This window comes from Brakhagea baltica (assembly GCF_052161605.1).
GTDB lineage: Bacteria > Planctomycetota > Planctomycetia > Pirellulales > Pirellulaceae > JBKCUI01.
The window spans coordinates 3078499-3099923 of the sequence record NZ_CP197409.1 but is presented as its reverse complement, the minus strand read 5'-3'; the positions used below and the strand labels follow the sequence as shown (position 1 = coordinate 3099923).

The window sequence follows — 21425 nt, the reverse complement described above, 5'->3', positions numbered from 1 at the left end:
TCCTAGGGCTATAGGCCTTGAGGCAATATCCCCTGAGGCATTGGGTTAATTACGGATTGGATGTGGGTCCAAGCTCGATCGTAGTCCCAAGGCTTCCAGATCCATCCATCAAAGGCAGGTCGCAGTAGATCGAACCCGTAGATGGAAGGAGCATATTGCGAGATACAAATGATTTTGGGACGTTGAGGTAGTCCGGCGCGAAGTTCTTTGATTCTCGAGGAAATGTTGGGGCCGCATGACTCCAAATCGAAGACGATGCAATCGGATTGCTCTGCTTTGAGTTGGAAATCAACCGCTTGGCAATCAGCTGCTGCGGTGAATCGGCTTGTTCGTTGGCTAAGAATCTGAAGATCGTCTTCATAATCCAAGGCGGGTGAACCTACAAATAGTAGGCAAGTAGTCAATGTGCTCTGCGAAGAATTAGGACTAATTGCGTAGGAGGGGATAGCTTCGGAGACGGTATCGGCTGGTACTGATGCGGTTTGGTCAAGGGTGTTGAGTTCTAAAAGAATTCGCTCGAGTAATCGATCCGATTTGTCGTCAAAGCCTCGTTGTCGCAGATTCTTGACCTCTTCCAGTTGCTCGCGAAAACGCGATAGGGAATCTGGATCAGGGAGCGAGTTGCTTGGGTGCGCAGGTTCGTATTGATTTAGGACTTCGCCGCGGGCGATCGCAATCTTTTCGGGTGCCTCGATACCAATTTTGGCGACTCTACCGTTCACTTGAAGAATGCGAATAGTGATTCCGCACGAAGGGAAAACGATCGATTGATCTGCTTTTCGACCGAGGATCAGCATAGCGTGAGCCCTTGAAGATAATGAGATAGGTAATTGGGATTAATAATCTAATCCCATTATGTTAACAAAAAAATGGCGGTGTTGGATTCCCCAAGCGTCATGTTAGGAATTTTGGGAATGCAAGCATTGATCGAGCAACTCCTGCGAAACCAGACCAGCAACCCAACTCTGAAACTGCGATTTGAAGGCGTTGCAGATACCATTTCCGCAGTATGCGGAGCAAACCGCCATCGCCACCCAGAACAAATACCTTCGCAAGGGACACTTGTTTTCATCGGAAAACCTCTCAGCTTGCCCAGCTTCTCTCCGTTTCGTCAGGCCAGGGAGAGGGGCGGTTTTAAGCGTGGGGCGTGATCTACTAGTTCGGCGCGGTCGATTGTTCTCTATCTCTAAACAACTGGCTGCACCGCAATCGAATCTCGCAAACGCGTCCTGGGGATTGTTAGGATTCCAGTCGGCGAGGCAGGTTCGGCTAATCGAACCGGAAGCGTAACGATCTCCTGGGTAAACCAGGAGCATTCTTGGAGTTTGTGAGGAAGCCGTTATGTGTAGCCAGAAACGTAAGCTTCACCTGGGCAAGCCAGGTGCATTCCCGAATACTGTTCGCTTTGCGGGAGGTTGATCTCGATATCACGCTGGCTTGCTTGCGAATCCCGCAGGCTCATCCTGCGGATCGTTAGTGCCCGTGCAAAAACGGTTAACTGTCGGTCTTCTTGGGCTTAGACTTGCTCTCAGCTTTAGGCTTGGACTCGGTTTTCGCCTCAGACTTACTCTCGCTCTTGGACTCAGATTTTGAGCCGCCCTCCGTACTCTTGGAATCTGAAGCGGCGGACTTCTTGTAGGACTCGCTGCGATAATCGGTTTGATAAAAACCGCTACCTTTGAACACAACCGCCGCACCCGCACCAATCAGCCGTCGCAATTTTTTCTTGCCACAAGCAGGACACTTCTTCTCGGGCTCAGCAGAAATCGATTGATACAACTCAAAGCTATGACCACACGCATCACATTCGTAATCGTAAGTCGGCACGATGGATCTCTCCTAACCCAAACTAATTTTAATGACAAAAACAAAGATTTACCTGAACGACTTTATGCACCGGAGTCACTAAGATTCCGCGCCGGTAGACACAATTACCATGCTCGGGCGAACCACTCGGTCATGTAACATGAATCCGATCGATGCTTCATAGGCGACCATGCCCGCCGCATACTCTTTGCTGGGCTGTTGCGAGATGGCTTGGTGGATATTAGGATCGAATGGAGTGCCGAGAGCTGGAATTTGTTTGCAATGATGCTTCTCCAGAACCGTCGTCAACTGGCCTAAGACCATCTTAACGCCGTCCACTAGGCCGCCGCTCTCACCTGCTTGAGTTGCTGCCTCGGTGGCGCGATGTAGATTGTCCACCACTTCGAGCAAGTCCCGCACTAAGCCCGCTGATGCGTACTTGAGCTGCTGCTCGGTGTCGCGCAAAATCCGCTTGCGGAAATTTTCTAACTCGGCCTGGGCTTTCAACTCTCGCTCCTTGAGATCGGACAGTTGCTGTTCGAGCAAGTCAACGATCTGCTCCGGCGATTCTTCTTCGGAACTGTCTACAGAGTCCATAACCGCCTCCAATGCGTCATCTTGTAATTCGGAATCAGGTTGGTTTCGATTTGCTTCTTGGCTCATAACTACTTGAGTGCTGCTGCACGATACGAATAGCGGGAAATGAACGTTAAAACCGGACGTCAGTTTAGTTGGACTTCATTGGTTCGGAATCACTTACGCCAAAGTACGCAATGATTCGATCCATAAAGCCCTTTCTTTCGGGCGTTATCTCTTTATCCTCCAGAGTGGCTAATTCTCTTAGCAACTCCTGCTGCCTCTTAGAAAATTTCTTTGGCACCTCAATAATGGCTTCGACCAGAAGGTCGCCACGAGCTCCACTATGCGGATCGGGCATGCCGTAGCCACGCAGTCTGAAAACCGTTCCACTCTTGGTCCCCCCTCCGATCTCTAACGATCGCTTGCCATCGAGGGTCGGCACCTCAACCGTCGTTCCCAAAGCCGCTTGGCTATACGAAATCGGAAGCTGGAAGATAAGGTTGTGTTCGTCTCTGTGGAAAATCGAATGCTGCTTCAATCGAATGAAACAGTAAGCATCTCCCGCAGGGCCACCATCCGGGCTCGGCTGCCCTTCGCCAGGTAACCTGACTCGCATGCCATCGTCGACCCCTGCCGGAATCTTGACCTCCAGCTTGATCTCCTTTGGCTCGAGACCATGACCGTCGCAAGCTCTACACGGATTACTGATCGTTTTGCCTGAACCTCGGCAGATAGGACAGGTTGTCTGTACTCGCAGAATCCCGTTCGCTTGAACGACCTGGCCCCGTCCCTGACACCGCCTGCATGTCTCCGGTTGCGAACCAGGTTCGGCACCTGAGCCTGTGCATACCTTGCAACTGGCGTATCGCGTCAAGGAAACGGTTTTGGAAACCCCTCTCGCTGCTTCTTCTAACTCGAGGACGACATCGCATCGCAAATCCGCACCTTTGCGAACACGCTGCCTTTGTCGACCACCGCCACCGCCGCCAAAGAAGTCGCCAAAGATCGAGCCGCCAAAAATGTCACCAAAGGCTTCAAAGATATCCCCTACATCATGGAATCCACCACCGGCGTTGTTTAAACCAGCATGACCGTATTGGTCATAGCGAGCTCGTTTCTGTTCATCTCCCAGAACTTCATAGGCTTCGGCGGCCTCTTTGAACTTGTGGATCGCATCCTCGTTCCCTTGGTTGGAATCGGGATGATACTTCAGAGCCAGCTTGCGATACGACCGCGCAATCTCATCCTGAGAGGCCCCGCGCTGGACACCCAAGACTTCGTAAAAATCTCGTTTTTCTGACACGTGAAACCCGATGCGTGGAAATGAAAAAGGCTGCGTCCAAAAAAAAGGGTCATCGCGCTGTGGATCACGCGCTAATGACCTCTTAAGTTCAACTGTGCTTTCGGCCTGCTGGTTTCCCCTTTAACGGATAACCAGCAAGTCCTTTATCAATCTCAGGACGTCAACTAGTTGATCGAACCTTCGACTTTTCGCTTCTTCTTGTCTTCCTTGTCGTAGGTTGTAACCAACGAATCGGTCGTAAGAAGAAGACCAGAGATGCTCGCTGCATTGGTCAAGGCTGTACGAACAACTTTGACTGGGTCGATGATACCGCTCTTGAGCATATCAACGTACTCTCCCTTGTTCGCATCGTATCCGATGTTCGCTGGCTTTTGGCTGACTTCGTCTGCCACAACGCTGCCATCGATGCCGGCATTATCAGCGATTTGGCGAAGAGGAGCTTCTACGGCTCTAAGAATAATCTCAGCACCGATCTTCTCATCACCCTTCAGGCTATTGACCGCTTCGCTAATCGCTTCACGACATCGAAGCAAGGCTACACCACCACCAGGCAGAATGCCTTCTTCGATGGCTGCGCGAGTTGCGTGCAGTGCATCTTCCACGCGAGCTTTTTTCTGCTTCATGTCCGCTTCGGTCTCAGCACCAACGCTGATAACGGCCACGCCGCCAGATAGCTTTGCCAATCGCTCTTGGAACTTTTCTTTGTCGTATTCGCTGTCGGTCTGCTCGATCTGGGCACGGATTTGTGCAACCCGTTGATCAACCAACTTGCGATCCCCCGAGCCTTCGACGATCGTGGTGTTGTTCTTGTCTACAACCACTTTCTTCGCACGACCCAAGTGCTCCAGAGAAATCTTCTCAAGCTGAATACCGAGGTCTTCGCTGATAAAGGTGCCACCAGTCAAAACCGCGATATCGCCCATCATCGCTTTGCGACGATCACCGAATCCAGGAGCCTTGACGGCACAAACATTGAGAGTGCCACGGAGCTTGTTCACGACCAAAAGTGTCAGAGCTTCTGCATCGACATCTTCGGCGATGATCAACAAAGGTTGACCGGCTGCGCTGGTTTTCTCAAGGACAGGCACGAGGTCTCGAATGTTGCTGACCTTCTTTTCATAAAGAAGAATCAGAGCATTCTCGAACGTGCAGCTCATGTCGGTCGGGGTGTTGATGAAGTAAGGGGATACAAACCCCTTATCGAATTGCATCCCATCGACATACTCGACTGTCGTTTGTGCAGTCTTGCCTTCTTCAACGGTGATGACACCGTCTTTGCCAACTCGTTGCAAAGCTTCGGAGAGAAGCTCTCCGATAGCCATGTCGTTGTTGGCCGAGATCGCTCCCACATTGGCGACTTCGGTTGGGTTGCTGACTGGCTTTGCCATCTCGTGCAATTTGACCGAAGCAGCCTCAACAGCCTTGTCGATACCACGCCTGATGGCAGTTGGGTTGCAACCAGCAACAATGTTGCGGAGGCCTTCTTTGAAAATGGCGCGAGCGAGAACGGTAGCAGTCGTCGTACCGTCACCAGCCAAATCGCTGGTCTTCTGAGCCACTTCGACGACGAGCTTGGCGCCCATGTTCTCGAAGCGATCTTCCAGTTCGATTTCCTTTGCAACAGTCACACCGTCTTTGGTCACGGTGGGACCACCAAAGCTCTTATCGATGATCACGTTGCGACCGGTTGGTCCCATGGTGACAGCGACAGCGTTTGCCAACTTCTCGACCCCTTGCAACATTCGTGCACGAGCCTGATCATCAAATAGTAATTGTTTTGCCACGCTTAGCTTATCCTTATCGTTGAGTTGATTTTTTGTAGGTTGTTACGCCAATTTTGCCAAAACATCGCTCTCGCGAAGGATTTTGTATTCGACTCCGTCGACTTCGACTTCGCTTCCACCGTACTTGCCGAAAATCACTTCGTCACCAACGGAAACGCTCAAAGCAGCGCGGACGCCGTTGTCCAAAAGTTTGCCTGGTCCTACTGCCACGATCTTGCCGCGTTGTGGCTTTTCCTTGGCCGAATCGGGCAGAACAATGCCACCCGCGGTGGTTTCTTCTGCTTCGAGTGGTCTTACAACGACGCGGTCATCAAGTGGTCGGAGATTTACTTTTGACATATCTATTTTCCTTTATTTGAACTGTGAGTTTTATATTTGTTGTTGGAAACCTCCCCCTACATCACAGGGGGAGAATAAATGGAGGTCTAGCGAGGAGAAAGCAACACTACATCATGCCGCCCATGCCACCCATACCTCCCATGCCGCCCATACCTCCCATGCCACCCATTCCGCCCATGCCATGATCATGGTCGTGATGGCCGCCAGCAGCTTCTTCTTCCTTTGGAATTTCTGCGACCAACGACTCAGTCGTCAGCAACAACGATGCTACCGATGCTGCGTTGCTGAGAGCGGTCTTTACGACCTTAGCCGGATCGATAATACCAGCCTTGATCATGTCAACATACTTGTTGGCATTCGCGTCATAGCCCTCGGTCTTTTCCTTTTGCTGACGAACTCGGTTAACAACAACCGCTCCGTCAAGACCTGCATTGTTAGCAATGGATCGCAAAGGATAATCGAGTACGTTAGCGATGATGGCTACACCAAGTTGCTCGTCGCCTTCAAGCTTAAGCTTCTTAAGGGCAGCTTCGCAGCGGAGCAGAGCAACACCACCACCCGGTACAATGCCTTCTTCCAGAGCGGCTTGAGTTGCTGCCTTCGCGTCATCGAGCAACGCTTTTCGCTCTTTCATTTCGGTTTCGGTTACAGCGCCGACATTGATCTGAGCAACACCGCCAGCCAGCTTGGCCAATCGCTCTTGAAGCTTCTCGCGATCGTAATCGCTATCGGTCGCTTCAATTTCGCGTCGGATCTGAGTCACGCGACCTTCAATGGCGTCCTTCTTGCCAGCTCCACCAATGATAATGGTGTTTTCGCTGGTGATGGTAACTTTCTTAGCTTTGCCAAGATCGCTGATCTTAACGGATTCGAGATCGATGCCGAGATCCTTGAAAATAGCTTTGCCGCCGGTTAGTGCTGCAATGTCACCCAAGATCGCCTTGCGACGATCGCCGTAGCCGGGAGCTTTTACCGCAGCAACGCTCAAAATGCCTCGCATCTTGTTGATCACGAGAGTCGCCAACGCATCTCCCTCAACGTCTTCAGCGATGATTAGCAACGGCTTCTTCGCCTTGCTGATCGCTTCGAGCAAAGGAATCATCTTCTTGTTGTTGGTGATCTTTTCTTCGTGAATCAGAATGTGGCAATCTTCCAATTCCACGCTGACTTGATCTTGATTTGTAACGAAGTGAGGCGACAAGAAGCCTCGGTCGAATTGCATCCCTTCGACCACTTCGACGGTGGTTTCGCTGCCACGACCTTCTTCGACGGCGATAACGCCATCTTTGCCAACCTTGAGAAACGCATCCGCCAGAACGTCGCCGATCGTGGTGTCGTTGTTACCGGCGATCGTTGCAACTTGCTTGATCTCTTTCTTGCTCTTGGCATCGATTGGAATTGCAATCTTGCTGATCTCAGCATTGACCGCATCCACTGCCTTGGCAATCCCACGCGAGAGGGACATCGGGTCAGCACCCGAAGCAATCATCTTCAAACCTTCGCGAAAGATCGCTTCGGCCAAAACGGTTGCAGTCGTCGTGCCGTCACCAGCTACGTCGTTGGTCTTGCTGGCGGCTTCCTTAACGAGCTGAGCACCGAGGTTCTCAAACGGATCGTCGAGCTCGATTTCTTCTGCAACTGTGACACCGTCCTTGGTAATCTTCGGGGAACCCCATCCCTTATCGAGTACGGCATTTCGCCCTCGAGGACCAAGGGTACTGCGAACCGCCTTCGCAAGCTTCGAGACGCCAGCCAAAAGCGGCTGCCTCGCCTCGTCATCAAAAACCATCTGCTTTGCCACGTTGAACTCCTTGAAATGAGTCGGTAGGGTGAGGACTTGTCTTCGCCCTCGAGAATTTCTGGTTACGTCTCCGATACACCAATTCCGAACCAGATCGCGTTCGTTTTTTCAGAATTGGCAGTCTCGAGAGGGAAGCCACCCACCAGAGCAATCGCCGTGCCAAGCGATGTAAAATCGACGTAAGTTGCTTTTCTGGATAGACTTAGAGATAGAGATCCGCCCGCCGTGCTACCCGAGCTGTCAAAAACGACAGGACTAGCCTTCCGTTTCGTCTCGCGACTGCAGCACCTGAAACGCCAAGCGTTGAAGCTCAATGGCCAGGTCGACGTTGACCACAGTCACCGGACTGGCAGAGCTACTGACCATCACAGGAGCAAAATTCAAAATGCCTGTCACGCCGGCAATCTCCAGTCGCTTCGTCACCTCGCCCACCACCCCAGCCGGAACCGCGATCATAGCCAACTCAACCCCCTCCGATCTCACAAACTCCTCTAGCTCCGAAAGAGGCATAACGCTGATGCGTCCTAGCTTCTCTCCAATTTTGCTCGGATCGATGTCAAACGCACCAACCAGCCGGAAACCTTGCTGAGCAAAGCCCCGATAGCCCGTCAACGCCCGTCCCAAGTTCCCGACCCCTACCAAGATCACGTTCCAGGATCGATCGCTACCCAAAACTTGCTGAATCGTCTGGATCAACCCTCGCACGTCGTAGCCAACGCCGCGCTGGCCCAAGGGCCCAAAGCCTGATAGATCCCGACGAACCTGCGACGCATTGAGCCCCAATCGTTTGGCCAGCACACCGCTCTGGACTCGCGGCTCTCCCTGCCGCTGCATTTGCAAGAGCTCGCGCAGATAGAGAGGGAGGCGGCTAATAGTGGCTTCTGAAAAAGTCATGCTGCATTCTCCCCGTGACTGCTGGCTCTGCGATGGCCAATCGACAATTCGAAAGGCATCAGAGTTTCTTTCCCCTCACGCTGATGGTACTCTTTGAAGCCTCACAGCATAGTTGATCCGAGCCAAACTGCGAAATCGATTGAAACCTATCTCATGAACAGCGTCTTTGAAATCTTTAAAATTGGTGTTGGCCCCTCAAGCTCCCACACCATGGGCCCCATGGTCGCCGCCAATCGATTCGCCAACAAAGCGGCGGATCTGGCTGCTCATCAGAACCTCGCTCCCGAAGATGTCAGAATCTCAGTTCGCCTATACGGTTCGTTGGCCCTCACGGGAGTTGGTCACGCCACCGATGGTGCGATACTGTCCGGTCTGGCGGGCTGTTTGCCTGCCAAAAGTCAAACCGAAGAGATTGCTCTGGCTGTCAAATCGATTCGGACAACGAATCAGCTTGCTCTGGCCGGACGCTTCTCAATCGCTTTTGAGGAGGCTCGCGATGTGCATTGGCTACGAAATGAAACGATGCCCGAACACCCCAACGCGATGAAGTTCCAGCTTCTCTCTTCGGAGAGTTCTATCTCTCCTGGCCAAATCCTTCTCGAGGAAGATTACTTCTCGACCGGCGGCGGCTTCGTCTACGATCGCCCCGAATTACTCGCGCTGATCAACAACAAGTCCAACGCCACCGACAAAGCGGCCACTAGTCTTCCCTATCCATTCACATCGGCGGAAGAACTCCTAGGCATGTGCCGCCATTCAGGGCTACGCATTGATCAAATCGTTGATGCCAATGAACGGATCATGAGGTCAGATGCCGAGATTACTGAACAACTCGATGCACTGTGGGATGTCATGAAGCGATGTATTGATCGAGGCTGCCAGACCAGTGGCTTGCTGCCAGGATCCCTCCGCGTGCCCCGCCGTGCCCCTCGTATTTTCCGGCAACTCACTTCTCGCTCCCCTGTCACGCTGCAATGCGCTAGTGATCTGCTTCAATTTAAAGAGGGGGGCTACCCATTTACCGACCCACTTCAGCAACTCGATTGGGTTAGTCTATTTGCACTAGCCGTTAACGAAGAGAATGCAGCCGGGGGCAAGATCGTAACCGCTCCCACCAACGGTGCGGCTGGAGTCGTTCCGGCAGTGCTTGCGTATTACATGTTCTTCATGCCGGGAGCAAACCGAGTCGGTATGCACCGCTTCCTGAAAACGGCAGCAGCCATCGGTATGCTTTACAAACGCAACGCATCGCTATCGGCAGCGGAGATGGGCTGCCAAGGTGAAGTTGGAGTCGCGTGCTCCATGGCTGCTGCTGGCCTAGCAGCGTGCATGAACGGAACCATCGAACAGATTGAAAACGCAGCCGAGATTGGTATGGAGCACAATCTCGGTCTAACATGCGATCCCGTCGCGGGATTGGTCCAAGTGCCTTGTATCGAGCGAAACACGATGGGTGCGACCAAAGCGATTAATGCAGCGCGACTGGCAGTTCTATATGGAGACGGACAGCACTTTGTATCGCTTGATCGCGTCATAGAAACCATGCGTCAAACCGGAGTCGACATGCAAGTCAAATACAAAGAGACCTCGCTCGGTGGCTTAGCGGTCAATGTGGTCGACTGTTAACGGACAGGTTCGACGCCTCTCCGATTAAAAGCATGGCAGGAAAGCAAAACTCTAAACCTATTGCGTCCGGACGATCGCCAGGTTTTTAGTAGCGTGCTCAAAATGCCCCAAAACAAGTGTTTACAGATAAGCTAGGTTGACTTTTTCGCCCCTGCGGTTTGGGGCAAATAATCCTGGTGTCGCTATCCGATCACAATAGCTCCCACGACTAGGTTTTCGCTTGCCCGTTCTGGCACGTGTTTTCTTGGTCCAGATGGAGGAGATGATTAGTGTCGATTCAAACTGCTATGCGAACTTTTATTTATATCGGCATTATTGTTGTATTCGAGGTTGCTTTTGGATCTATCCCCTTGAGAGGTCAGACCCTATCTTCTCAGACGGAAGGTAGCCCCATAGAGACCGACCGCGATTCGTTTACGCGGTCGCCACGTCTTGTTGAGTATAAAAAATGGGTTGTAGAAGGATCCTATACTTTTCTTGACCAGAACGCAGAGCACGAAGGGCATTTGTTCCCCGACCTCTTAGTGCGGTATGGCGTATCTGAATTGCTTGAATTGCGCATGGGCTGGAACTATGAAATCGGAAAATTTCACCAATTGCTTCCAGCGGGCACCGAAAGAAGCGAAGAGGGCATCCTAAACTATGGAGCAAAGATTGCGTTGACCACAGCGGACAGTTGGTTACCAACAAGCGCTCTTATGGTAACCGGCTACACTCCGACCAGCGGTCCCTCGAACGATACCGATCTTTCTCTCGAATACGCAGGAGGTTGGACATTGGCCAACGAATGGGAATTCGATACGGGCCTGCGTTGGTTTATGTTGTCGGAGGAGGAAGATCGTTTTACGGAATGGGCTCCGTCAGTCGTTCTCAAGGCACCAATATGGAACGACCGTGCCAATATCCACCTCGAATACTTCTGCTTGCTGAGCCGAGGGCGCGAAGAGGAGTATCGACAACATTACCTTGGTCCAGGTATGCATTTTCTGGTTACTCCCAACATGGAGATCGGGACGAGATTATTTTGGGGATTGAACGAGGATGCTGCCAACTTTGCATGTAATGTCGGTACGGGAATCCGATTTTGATGTGCCACCATCTCGCAGCATTTTGCTTTCGGTGTGCTTGCCTTGGGCTTGTGTTCTTTCTGTTTTCTGAATCCTGTCCAGCGATGCAAAACGATCAAGGATTCGCCCCTGAGTCGCAAATCCTCGGTGACGATTTAACCTCCGGGCCTCTAGCACCTTTCTCTACCACAAATTTTCTCTTTGATCCCAACCTCTTTTCCGAGTCAGACCGTGCGCAACATGGGCAGTTGAATTTCAACGATTTCCCAAAAGACTTTCTTGAGGGGCTATCGTTTCAAAACGGTGCATGGCGAGCCAAGATGGGTGGCTACGTAAAGACCGATGTGATTCGGGATTTTCGGGCGATTGATTCGACTGATTTCTTTGATCCTATCACCATCCCGATTGGTGAGGCTCAGCGGACCAACTCCCGTTTTCATGCTAGGCAAACTAGACTTAGCCTCGACGTGCAACGTCAAGCGTTGGATGGCGAGGCGCCGATCCGGATCTTCGTCGAGGGAGATTTCTTTGGGGACGGAAACTCAATGAGACTACGTCACGCTTACGGCGAATATAGGAATCTGATTCTTGGCCAAACCTGGTCGACCTTGGCACATCGTGCGGCATTACCCAACACGCTTGATCTGACAGGTGACGTGGCTAGTGTCAGTCCTCGCAAGGCACAGGTACGATGGAGCCACAAATTTCCCAACGAACGTTGGAGTATTGCAGCGGCGATCGAAGACTCACCAGTTAATGTAGAGTCCCAATTTCTGAGTTTTGGCGAGGCTCGGAGAATCTTACCTGATGCGATCGCCCGGATTCGCTACACCGAGGATAACATGCAATTGCAACTCGCTTCGGTTGTTCGTCGGATTGGCTATCAGCCTACCGACCGAGAAACCCTCGAGTTTAATGGTTCAGGCTTGAATGCTACAGGTTTCATTGACCTAAACCCAAAGAATCGCATGTACGGTGGGATCCTGTGGGGGACTGGTATCGGAAGCTACCGTGAGTTGCCGGATTTGGCACCCGCCGCGTTGGACCGTGGTGCTCCACTCGGAATGGTCGCTTGGTATACGGGCTTGCACCACTCATGGTCAAAACGTTGGTTCACGAACGTTACGTATAGCCAAGAGGATGTCAATAACTCGTCGTTGCAACCGACCGACAGTGTCAGTCGAATCCAGTATTTGGCGGTCAACCTAATTCACCAACCAACCGAATATCTTTTCTTCGGCGTGGAAGGCCTATGGGGCTCTCGAGCCAATCGTGATGGTTCAGAACAAGATGCCAGCCGAATCATGGCCAGCTTTGGGTTTCTGCTTCCATAAGATGCTGGTGGAGCAATCGGATCACCTCGGCAATAGTGTCTTCATGTTTCAATATCTTGGTGTGACACGCGGCTACTTGGCGTTCGCTTTCAGCGCACCGATGCCTCGCGCTCGATACGGGAACTACGCTGTCGTTCAGCCCTAGTGTCCATGGTCCATCGCCTGTCCCCACAATCGAATGTTGTCGCACATCAAATGGTACAGGCAGATCGTAGATTGCTTGTAATGTACGATCGCTCGGTTCAAGCAAATCGATGCTTGTCGGTATTCGCTTCTTGAAAGTCCCAGTGAAAGCATTGGGGTTATCGCGAATCAATCGTTCATGAAACGATAGGACTTCTTCGTCAGGTTGTACCAAGGAAGAAAAGAGCCTGCCCGTACCACGTGATGCGAACGAGGAGCCTTGATGTGGCGTCGCAATATAGATAACCCTCTTCACATGTGGCTGTGGGGTAAAGAACAAGCGTCTTTCCAGTTCCCGTTTCGCATCTGGGGTGGCCCGAATATTTTGGAACGGAATGTTCGAGATGGAATTCCAGAGTCGATCCTGACTATCGGCGATCTGTAACTTTGCGAGCAAGCCCCCCATGCTGTGCCCAATCATGACCATCTGATCCAAGGCAGGGTCTTCTCCCTGCGGATCTACGAGCGAAATGGCTTCTCGACATTGTTCTCGCAACCTCATGGCTGAGGTAACGAATGGGCTTCCCGTAGCATAGCTGAACCCCCAAACCTGATAGCGTTCGTTGAACCACGGTAGCGTCCTCAACTGATTTAACATATCCATCCAAGTCGTCGGCTCCGACATCAGACCATGGATAAACACGATGGGAATCTTTCCAGGCTGATAGGGCTCCATCCACCTAAGCCCATCATTTTGGCTGCCAGTTCCGGGAAGAACAAAACCCACCAAAGGGTTTGTTGGTCGATTTTGCAATTGATACTCGAGAGGGGCACTAATATCCTTGGCGATCGGAATATGTCGGGACTGTATCTGAATTGAGTTGACCCTCACGGGGTTTACTAGGTCGATCACGAACTGTTCTGACTCTTCAAAGAACTGCTCGGCCTGTTCTTCGGTCGGCGCACGGTCAACCGTTCGAAGGACCAAGGTGGAGGCCAGCGGCAACTGTTGCGGGAAAAAGCCTTCTAGCGGATCGATGTCGTGTCCTGTGGGTTTGCCCCGAAAGGCAACCAGTGGCACCCCCAACCCAGATTTTCTAAAATAGCGATTCAGTTCTGGATGCTTGGGTTCGATTGGGGCTTGGAATCGCTGTAATTGCTCTGTTGGCCAATACAAACTGGAGCTGATAATGGGAATAAGATTCGGGCCACTAGGTTCATAAATCTTCAAATTTCCGCAACGGTCGAAACGCTGAAACCGAACGGCGTCGACGACGAGTCCTTGGAGACTCGTCTGGTACACATCCCATGATGGATGGTATGGAGTAATAAACTCTGCGTTCTTGGCTAAAGAGCACCAACTCAAGGTGGTGGCTTTAAAGTGATAGTCCACACTTCTTGCATCATCGGATTCGCTGAGAGATTTCGCGAGCTTGAGAAAGCGTTCCGCACGTTGGGCTAAAGGCCCGTCGGTTGGCCAAATGACAGGTGCGGTATTTTGCGACGATAGAAATCGATGCTTTGTAAAACAGGCTTGGTTGTGTATCCGACAGCCTGCCACGCAGATCGATATCATGACCACCAGCAGAATAGTCTGTATCCTGCGACTCGACAGTGGATTCATGACCATGCCAGTGCTGACATCGATTCAAGAAGGATAGATTGCTTGCTCGCGGCCTTGCGATCAACTCCATCTCCTCCTGAGGCGGAACACTCCTCATGGTTTCGACAATCCCATACGGGAGCCAGCAACTATTTACAACATGATGCGATTAGAGCAATTAGGGAAGATAGGTCATCTATTTTCCTACTCGTGGTGTGCGGACGTACCTTCCCAAAATACTGTTTAATCTGTGCAAAATGCAAACTATTGAGTACGGGACTAGATACCATCCGAAGTTCTGTTCAATTCAACGTCTCATCCAACTGCAAGATAAAATCTACAGAAGCATTCGCTAAATTTACCATCTTTTACCGGAAGCAATTCACTCAGCAGCACATCTACAAAAGTTAACCCTTCAATGGTCAGTCAATCAAAACGATCTCACCCAACCGCCAGCTCCTATCGAACCAGTGGTCTAGCGGTCCGTACAGTCGAAAGATCGCATTCCAGCCTTTATGTGGAATGGTGCGGATGAAGTTTCTAGCTCCCTCGGGCCGCGTGGGTGCAAAAAAGATCTCAACGGAACCATCGTCGTTGACGTGAAAATCTTTATCATTGCTTGTGACTGATGGCCAAGTTTGGTCGGTCTGCAAGAAAGAGCGGGTTTGATTGTCGTAAGCGATTACTGACCAAAAATTATTGACGGGAACACTTGCAGGTACGCGAAGCTTGTACGTCTTGCTACCATCTAACGGCTGACCTTTGGAATCAACAAACGCGAGCGCATACTGAGAACCTGAGCCAACCATTTTGGCTTCCATTGCGGGTGTAACACCCGTTGCATAGAAGTAATACTGAGACGCCGAATCGAGTAATTTGATGCCGTCGCGTTCAAAACTATAACCACCAAGAAAAGCTGTTCGCCACGCGCTCCCTTCGTAGTAATAAGCCTCCTTATCACGCATCCGATAAGTGAGTGCTCTCGCTGTTGCATCACCCACCACTGCGGCTTCGGCAAGAATCTTTTTCATTCTGGCATCGGGCTCGAAAGGTTTTCCATGCTCAATCCCAATCGAAGCAAAAAAACCAAGCATCACAGGATCTCCGGTGTACGGAGGCTCGGATTGGACGACATGGTTTAGCAATTCCCAAAACTGGTAGTCGCCCGGTCCGACCGTCACAAATGGCTCGGGAGAGATGTTCACAAACTTCATCGCCGGCGGATTGTCCGCTTGTGAAAGGGGGTAAACTTTGGTTCGTTCTTTTGTCATTGCGACGGCTGGTTTCAAATTGCCAGTCTGGTCGGGAAACGTCCGCCATGCCAAGAACATCTCAAAAGCCTGGGCTTGCGCGACATGATATCCATCCGGTACATCGCCAGCGTAGTTCGGCGGGAGGATGAGATACTTGCCACCTTGTCCTTTGTCGGGACCGGTCACACCTACATCGACGACCCAGCGGTACCAATGGTCATTGATAGCACCAAGAACCCCAGGTGGCACTTCTGCCACCAAAGGGCCTGCATGCAGATCAATCCACATCCAACAATAGGGCGTACTGGTATTAAAAGTCAGGCCGACTGTACGAGGAAAGACGAGATCCTCCCAAATCGGCATGGTCGTATTAGCTGGTCCCCATTGCAGTAACGCCCTACGCATTGCCGCTTGGTTCACCGCAGGAATGGCCAATAGATAAGATTGAACCGCTCGTTGGAAATCAAGATTGTCAAAGAGTATTTCGCATGTCTTATCTTTGGGGAATCCATCAAAAAACTCGAGTGTTCCCAACCGAGTCTCCACCTTGTCTGGTATCGCAATTCCCGGGGGAACTGGAGTGGGAAACTTGGTGGTACTTGCCTCTTGCGCAATAACTTGGTCAGAAACCACGCTGCTGGAAATAACGCTCAAAAAACATAGGTAAAACGCATGTTTCGCAAGAGGTCTCATCTGTTGTGTCTTGGCATCCATCACTTGACCTCGATCGTGACCTTGGGAATCCGACCAGTGAACTTAGACTTTCGTTCGGCACCGATGGCTTCGACGACAGGAGTCGCCAAATCGATACCGACATCAGCGGTTTCATCTGCGGAGAAGATCATCGGCTGTGTTCGGGAAATCGTCCCTTCGGCCACTTTCTTGTTGTTAACAAACAAAGTCGCGGCCCCGCCTTTACCGACTCCTCCACCGTCATAGTCAAATTCCAATCGAATGGTAGATTTTCCAGATGACAATTTTTCGCTTGAAGCCACAGTGAATTGCTCTAGTCCTAGGAAGTTATAGTGATAGCCAGGAACTCCGTCCTTCACATAAAGTGACCAGCCACCAAAGCGACCTCCTTGGGCGATCACTGTGCCGTTTGCCGTCACGCTCTCAGGTACTTCAACCTCTACTGTGATGGTTTTCGATTTGTTCTTGATGTTCAAGAAAACATTTTCGCTCATCCCGGTCATGCCTTCGGCAAGAGTCAACGAGGTGCGACCAGCCATCAAGTCTGGACGCCCGACGAGCTCAGCATTGACTCGCTCGACAGAGCGATCGTCAATGGGAAGGACAAAGTTTTTCTCTGCTTCTTCGAGAAACAGCGTCTGAAGTTCCCTAAGTTTTTCGGGATACTTAGCAGCGAGGTTGTTCACCAAACTGAAATCCTTCTTGGTATCAAAGAGTTCCCAAGCAGAGTCATCGTCAAGGGAACGACGGGCTTTTGGCTCCCAGGGTGCTCTATGAATGGTACGAGCAAACCAGCCATCCTGATACATGGCACGATTGCCAAACATTTCGAAATACTGGGTGGAATGCCGTTCCTTGTCGTTCGCATCATCAAACAAATAGGCCATGCTGATACCATCCATCGGACGCTGGGTTACACCGTTGACGACTTTGGGTTCCGGTAGTCCAGCGGCCTCTAAAATCGTTGGTGCGATGTCGATGACGTGGTGAAATTGATTCCTCAGCTCCCCTTTAGCCTTGATCCCCTTGGGCCAGTGAATTGCTGTACCAACCTTTGTCCCACCATGATCGGAGGCAACCTGTTTGGTCCATGTGAAAGGTGTATCGAACATCACTGCCCATCCTGCGGCCATATGAGGATAGGTTTCCGGCCCACCCCACTTGTCGATGAACTTGAGCATATCGGGAACTTGTTCTTGCACGCCGTTAAAGTAGGTCATCTCGCTGAACATCCCATTGCGACCACCCTCAGCACTGGTGCCGTTGTCACCATAGATGAGAATGACCAGCGTGTTGTCAAGTTGTCCGGTCTGATCAATTGCTTCGATGACACGGCCAATTTCGTAATCCGTCATTTCGACAAAAGCGGCGAACGTTTCTGCTTGACGAGCAAAAAGGCGTTTTTCATCTGCACTCAACGTGTCCCACTCCGGAATTGCCTCTGGCTTGGGAGCGAGCTTCGTTCCCTTGGGAACCACACCCAGTTCAATTTGACGCGCTAGAATTTGCTCACGCATCACATCCCACCCACCATCGAATTTTCCTTGCCAACGCGCGATCCAATCGGCTGGCACGTGGTGCGGGGCATGGGTCGCGCCTGGAGCATAGTACGCGAAAAATGGTTTGTCGGGTGTTAACGCCTTTTGATATTGAATCCAAGCGACCGTTTGATCGGTCATGTCGGTTAAGAAGTGATAGCTCGGGTCTTCGGGCAACTCGACTTGGTGGGTGCCATCGTAAATGAACGGTGCCCATTGGTTGGTCTCCCCGCCTAGAAATCCGTAGAACTTTTCGAAACCTTGGTGGGTGGGCCAGCGATCAAGAGGCCCGGCGGCGCTGGCTTCCCAAGCGGCTGTTTCGTGCCACTTGCCGAAGGCGGCAGTCGCGAATCCATTGAGGCGAAGCATTTCTGCTAAGGGGGCAACGTTCTGTGGTATCTGGCCTGTGTTACCGGGGAAAGCGGTGCCGGTCTCAATGATCCCACCCATATTGTTTACGTGATGGTTCCGACCGCTCTTGAGAGCCGCGCGTGTTGGGGAACAAACGGCGGTTGTGTGAAAATTGTTAAACCTCAAGCCCGAACGTGCGATGCGATCAAAGGTGGGCGTGGTCACAGGCCCACCAAACGTCGATGTACCTGCAAAACCAAGATCGTCGATCAACACGAGCAGCACATTGGGTGCTCCCGGCGGTGCCTTAACTTCAAACCGCGGCGGCGGTGTTGCATTGCGAACATCCAATACTTTCGTCGGTTGCCTCAATGGTTCTGTAATCGGTAGTACAGTGCGATCCGGCGAGCTGTTGGTTTGTTGCGCCGGTGATGTTGAAACGAAGCATGCGACCGTGATGCAGCACAGTGCTAAAATTCTCGTGAGTTTCATAAGAGTCTTTTATGGCTGAAGTGATGTGTTGTCGAGTAGGTTGAGTTTGCAACGATCTTCAACTAAAAAAGTGCTGCGGTGGTTGTGAGCCACCGCAGGTAACGTAGTTGCAAGCCAACCGAATAGAGGCTGGTGAATCAATGGGCCTTTACTGCGGAGTCTTTGGTTCTTCTAGACGGACCATCAGCCATTGCTGAGTTTGACCGTCATTGAAATGGATTAGCGATGGTGCAGTATCTTGTGTCAGATTAGAGATGCCCGTCTCCATAATGGGTCGGCTCTGCCCCGCAACCGTCCAGGCGCATCGCTGAGATTTTTTGTCCACCATTCCTTCGACATCCTGCGTCTTCCCCGTAGCTGTGTTGTTCAACGTACCACGGATCACACCTTCTTTGCTGATCGCAAGCTGCAAAAACAGCGAGGGTGTAGGACCGGATGACTGGCCGTCAGGCGACAACGCAAAAACGCCAAGCGGTAGCCAATCTGCATCAGCTGAAGCGACTGCCGGTGCACTCGCGACGATGGTCTCCGCCTGCTGCGTGTACTCTTCGGAGGAAGCAATGGGTTGCCCATCTTGATAAACCGTATCACCCTCGTAATAAACACTATCGCCATAGTTGTAGGATACTGGAGCACTTGCACCGTATCCTACCCAGCCTGTTACTGCACCCCAAGTGGCCCATCGATAGGGTCGAGTGATTCGCATGGCCGCCCAGTTAGGATACTGTGACCAAAAGTCGAGCCGTGGATGATTGTCCAAAACTTGATTGCGCAATTCGTCAGCTCGCTGCCCGCGATTGTCTTGTAATTGCTGCCTGTTCTCTGCTCGCCCAGCTTGATTGCTGGCCCGATTCTCGGATCGAGTCGCCTGGTTGCCTGCGCGATTCTCGGAACGCGCTGCTTGATTCTCACCACGGCTTCCACGCTCGCCAGCAGCGGGTAGTTGCCCGGCCGACGGCCGACCAGCAACGCCTCCACCTTGCAAAAACGCCGCAGCGGCACCACCGCCGGCGGCACCCAAGTTTGCTCCACCAGGTCGACCCGCACCAATAGCACCAGTCGATGGTCCGAGATTTAGAAATCCTTGTAGATCGCCGGCCGATGGGCGTCCTCCTGCTCCAGCCCCCACTCCTGGACGAGTCCCAGCGCCCGGTGCGCCAATACCGCCACCGGGACGAGCCCCGGCAACTGGCGCGCCAGTTCCTGGTCTCGTTCCAACGCCCGGCGCGCCTGTACCGCCACCAGGACGAGCCCCGGCTCCCGGAGCACCAGCTCCTGGACGAACTCCACCGGCGGAATAGCCTGGGCTCGGGCGACTCATCGAGGGTGATCTGCTGATGGCTGGGCTAGGACGGCTGGCCATGCTACCACCAGAGAACCCGCCGCCTCTAGACATGCCGCCGCCAGCACGTCCCCCACCACCACGGCCGCGCTGGGCCATGGCGAAGTCTGCGGTAAAGGCGACAACACTTAAAACGGCGAGACTAACTCTAATTATTTTTTTCATACTGGAACTCGTTGTTTGGAAATGAATTGTAGGGTGCTAACTATTGCTTCTTGATTTCGACTTCTGCGATGTTGGGCAATATCTCGCCGTCCACGACACGATTCACCGCTTGCAAAGTACAGGTGTTTTCGTCGATGTAAGTTATGATATTGACTGACGATGACTTACGACCATCTGGTAGCACACCTGTCTGATGGACATGCCATTGGTTGCCTTGTTTCTTCCAGACCGCTTCGGCAAATCCACCATCGGAGTCGAAAACCCACGACCTAATCTTTTTCTCTGCAGGGTCCCAGCCGATGAATTGCATACCGGCCATGTCGATCTGATCCCCTACTTGAACGGTGAAAGATCTTGTTAAAAAGTTGTTGTTTTTCGTCCAATTGCACTCGGTAGCCACCGTTGCTTCCTCGTCCTGGTCGACCCAGTTCCCGACCATCCATTCGAGATCCTTCAAGTGTTCGTAATGCGAAAGAAAATTGGGAAGGCCTTCCTCCGTCATTCGATCCAGAAGCCACTCCTCACCGCGCTTAACGTAGACGGCAGTGTATTGCGTTAAATCCGGTTCTTCCTCGGGAACAATGACTTTGGCCGTTCCTTGCTCGACGGCGACGTTCGGTGATACAAAGCCAATCGATAATGTGCTCACTTCTAATTTCACCTGTTTTAACTCCGCGAAGATACCGATGAACTGCTTCTCGATGGCATCACGACCAACGACTTCCTCGCCGCTCAAGGGGTTCGTGTACACCGCCTCTGGGGACCACAAAGCTGCCAATGCCTTGGCATCTCGTTTGTTGAATGCAGCCACATAAGCATCAACGGCCTTTCGTATAGCGGCATCACTTTCGGCCTGTCGCTGAACTTCCTGCGCCCCGCATACTCCTAGCCCAGCAGCCACAATTGCTATGGCAAGGACTAATTTTTTCATGAACACGATAACATCTCCTGAGAAGGGTGTAGGGTCGAAAGAGCCTACGTTGGGTGAATATTAAACAGATGACTTGTGCATCGTTGAGACAGATGAACTGCACATATGAGTTTCAGTGCAAGTTTCGTTCCCAAAACCTTTGGTGATGGAGACCACTTATTGTTCGGTCACACTAACACATGATTGATGGTTAACGACGTGAGAACGATCGTCTATCGAAATTCCGCAATCAATCTCTTATCGTACCGCTAAATGGATTGGTTTCGGCAAACCGACCTCCAAAACGGCATAACAGCCAACTAGTTCCTGCCTTTAGGGGGCGTGCGCCATAAGGACGGATCGAATCGGGACACGACAAACTTCTCGCGAAATCTCCAAGGGCAACTGCTCCACGACAATGT

The 21425-nt window shown here is 51.8% G+C and carries 18 protein-coding genes; 4 read left to right on the top strand and 14 right to left on the bottom strand.

Annotated elements, in window-relative coordinates:
* Window positions 1-8 precede the first annotated feature (8 nt).
* The gene (locus SH449x_RS11475) at window positions 9-797 is read right to left on the bottom strand and encodes a carbon storage regulator (protein ID WP_482381475.1); all 789 of its coding nucleotides are present in this window, start codon (window positions 795-797) and stop codon (window positions 9-11) included.
* A gap of 117 nt (window positions 798-914) precedes the next feature.
* On the opposite strand from SH449x_RS11475, the gene SH449x_RS11470 reads away from it, so the two are divergent.
* Window positions 915-1151, top strand: a complete 237-nt coding sequence (locus SH449x_RS11470; RefSeq protein ID WP_482381474.1) for a hypothetical protein — start codon at window positions 915-917, stop codon at window positions 1149-1151.
* A gap of 343 nt (window positions 1152-1494) precedes the next feature.
* On the opposite strand, the gene SH449x_RS11465 is transcribed toward SH449x_RS11470, so the two are convergent.
* The 7 genes from SH449x_RS11465 to SH449x_RS11435 all read right to left on the bottom strand — a co-directional run bounded on the left by SH449x_RS11465 (window position 1495) and on the right by SH449x_RS11435 (window position 8554).
* The gene (locus tag SH449x_RS11465) at window positions 1495-1827 is read right to left on the bottom strand and encodes an FmdB family zinc ribbon protein (protein ID WP_482381473.1); all 333 of its coding nucleotides are present in this window, start codon (window positions 1825-1827) and stop codon (window positions 1495-1497) included.
* A gap of 78 nt (window positions 1828-1905) precedes the next feature.
* Entirely contained in the window at window positions 1906-2469 is a 564-nt protein-coding gene (gene grpE, locus SH449x_RS11460) for a nucleotide exchange factor GrpE (RefSeq protein ID WP_482381472.1), read from the bottom strand.
* Between the two features lie 64 nt (window positions 2470-2533).
* Window positions 2534-3688: a molecular chaperone DnaJ gene (gene dnaJ / locus SH449x_RS11455; protein ID WP_482381471.1), complete on the bottom strand. Its 1155-nt coding sequence runs from the start codon at window positions 3686-3688 to the stop codon at window positions 2534-2536.
* Window positions 3689-3852: 164 nt separating this feature from the next.
* On the bottom strand, window positions 3853-5472 hold the full coding sequence (groL, locus tag SH449x_RS11450) for a chaperonin GroEL (RefSeq protein ID WP_482381470.1): 1620 nt from the start codon (window positions 5470-5472) through the stop codon (window positions 3853-3855).
* Between the two features lie 42 nt (window positions 5473-5514).
* Window positions 5515-5811, bottom strand: coding sequence for a co-chaperone GroES (groES, locus tag SH449x_RS11445; protein ID WP_482381469.1), 297 nt, complete (start codon window positions 5809-5811; stop codon window positions 5515-5517).
* A gap of 106 nt (window positions 5812-5917) precedes the next feature.
* Window positions 5918-7612: a chaperonin GroEL gene (groL, locus tag SH449x_RS11440; protein ID WP_482381468.1), complete on the bottom strand. Its 1695-nt coding sequence runs from the start codon at window positions 7610-7612 to the stop codon at window positions 5918-5920.
* Between the two features lie 255 nt (window positions 7613-7867).
* A complete protein-coding gene (locus SH449x_RS11435; RefSeq protein WP_482381824.1) occupies window positions 7868-8554 on the bottom strand; it encodes a redox-sensing transcriptional repressor Rex in 687 nt (228 codons plus the stop codon).
* Window positions 8555-8659: 105 nt separating this feature from the next.
* Between SH449x_RS11435 and SH449x_RS11430 the strand changes: the two genes are divergently transcribed.
* The 3 genes from SH449x_RS11430 (at window position 8660) to SH449x_RS11420 (ending at window position 12533) form a co-directional block, all read left to right on the top strand.
* The gene (locus SH449x_RS11430; protein ID WP_482381467.1) at window positions 8660-10132 is read left to right on the top strand and encodes an L-serine ammonia-lyase; all 1473 of its coding nucleotides are present in this window, start codon (window positions 8660-8662) and stop codon (window positions 10130-10132) included.
* Between the two features lie 269 nt (window positions 10133-10401).
* Window positions 10402-11220 (top strand): transporter, encoded by an 819-nt coding sequence (locus SH449x_RS11425; RefSeq protein ID WP_482381466.1) that lies wholly within the window; start codon window positions 10402-10404, stop codon window positions 11218-11220.
* A gap of 83 nt (window positions 11221-11303) precedes the next feature.
* Window positions 11304-12533: a DcaP family trimeric outer membrane transporter gene (locus SH449x_RS11420; protein WP_482381465.1), complete on the top strand. Its 1230-nt coding sequence runs from the start codon at window positions 11304-11306 to the stop codon at window positions 12531-12533.
* On the opposite strand, the gene SH449x_RS11415 is transcribed toward SH449x_RS11420, so the two are convergent.
* The 6 genes from SH449x_RS11415 to SH449x_RS11390 form a co-directional block, all read right to left on the bottom strand.
* Window positions 12502-14022: an esterase/lipase family protein gene (locus SH449x_RS11415; RefSeq protein WP_482381464.1), complete on the bottom strand. Its 1521-nt coding sequence runs from the start codon at window positions 14020-14022 to the stop codon at window positions 12502-12504. The two genes, SH449x_RS11420 and SH449x_RS11415, sit on opposite strands and share 32 nt — an antisense overlap.
* A 37-nt stretch (window positions 14023-14059) precedes the next feature.
* Complete coding sequence (locus SH449x_RS11410; protein WP_482381463.1) at window positions 14060-14377, bottom strand: hypothetical protein; 318 nt, start codon at window positions 14375-14377, stop codon at window positions 14060-14062.
* 304 nt (window positions 14378-14681) lie between these two features.
* The gene (locus SH449x_RS11405) at window positions 14682-16226 is read right to left on the bottom strand and encodes a DUF1254 domain-containing protein (RefSeq protein ID WP_482381462.1); all 1545 of its coding nucleotides are present in this window, start codon (window positions 16224-16226) and stop codon (window positions 14682-14684) included.
* Window positions 16226-18586, bottom strand: a complete 2361-nt coding sequence (locus tag SH449x_RS11400; protein WP_482381461.1) for an arylsulfatase — start codon at window positions 18584-18586, stop codon at window positions 16226-16228. The genes SH449x_RS11405 and SH449x_RS11400 overlap by 1 nt, the downstream gene beginning before the upstream one ends.
* Before the next feature lie 148 nt (window positions 18587-18734).
* Complete coding sequence (locus tag SH449x_RS11395; protein ID WP_482381460.1) at window positions 18735-20093, bottom strand: hypothetical protein; 1359 nt, start codon at window positions 20091-20093, stop codon at window positions 18735-18737.
* A gap of 40 nt (window positions 20094-20133) precedes the next feature.
* Window positions 20134-21024 carry a YybH family protein gene (locus tag SH449x_RS11390; protein ID WP_482381459.1) on the bottom strand — a complete coding sequence of 297 codons (891 nt, stop codon included), beginning with the start codon at window positions 21022-21024 and terminating at the stop codon, window positions 20134-20136.
* Between the last annotated feature and the right edge of the window lie 401 nt (window positions 21025-21425).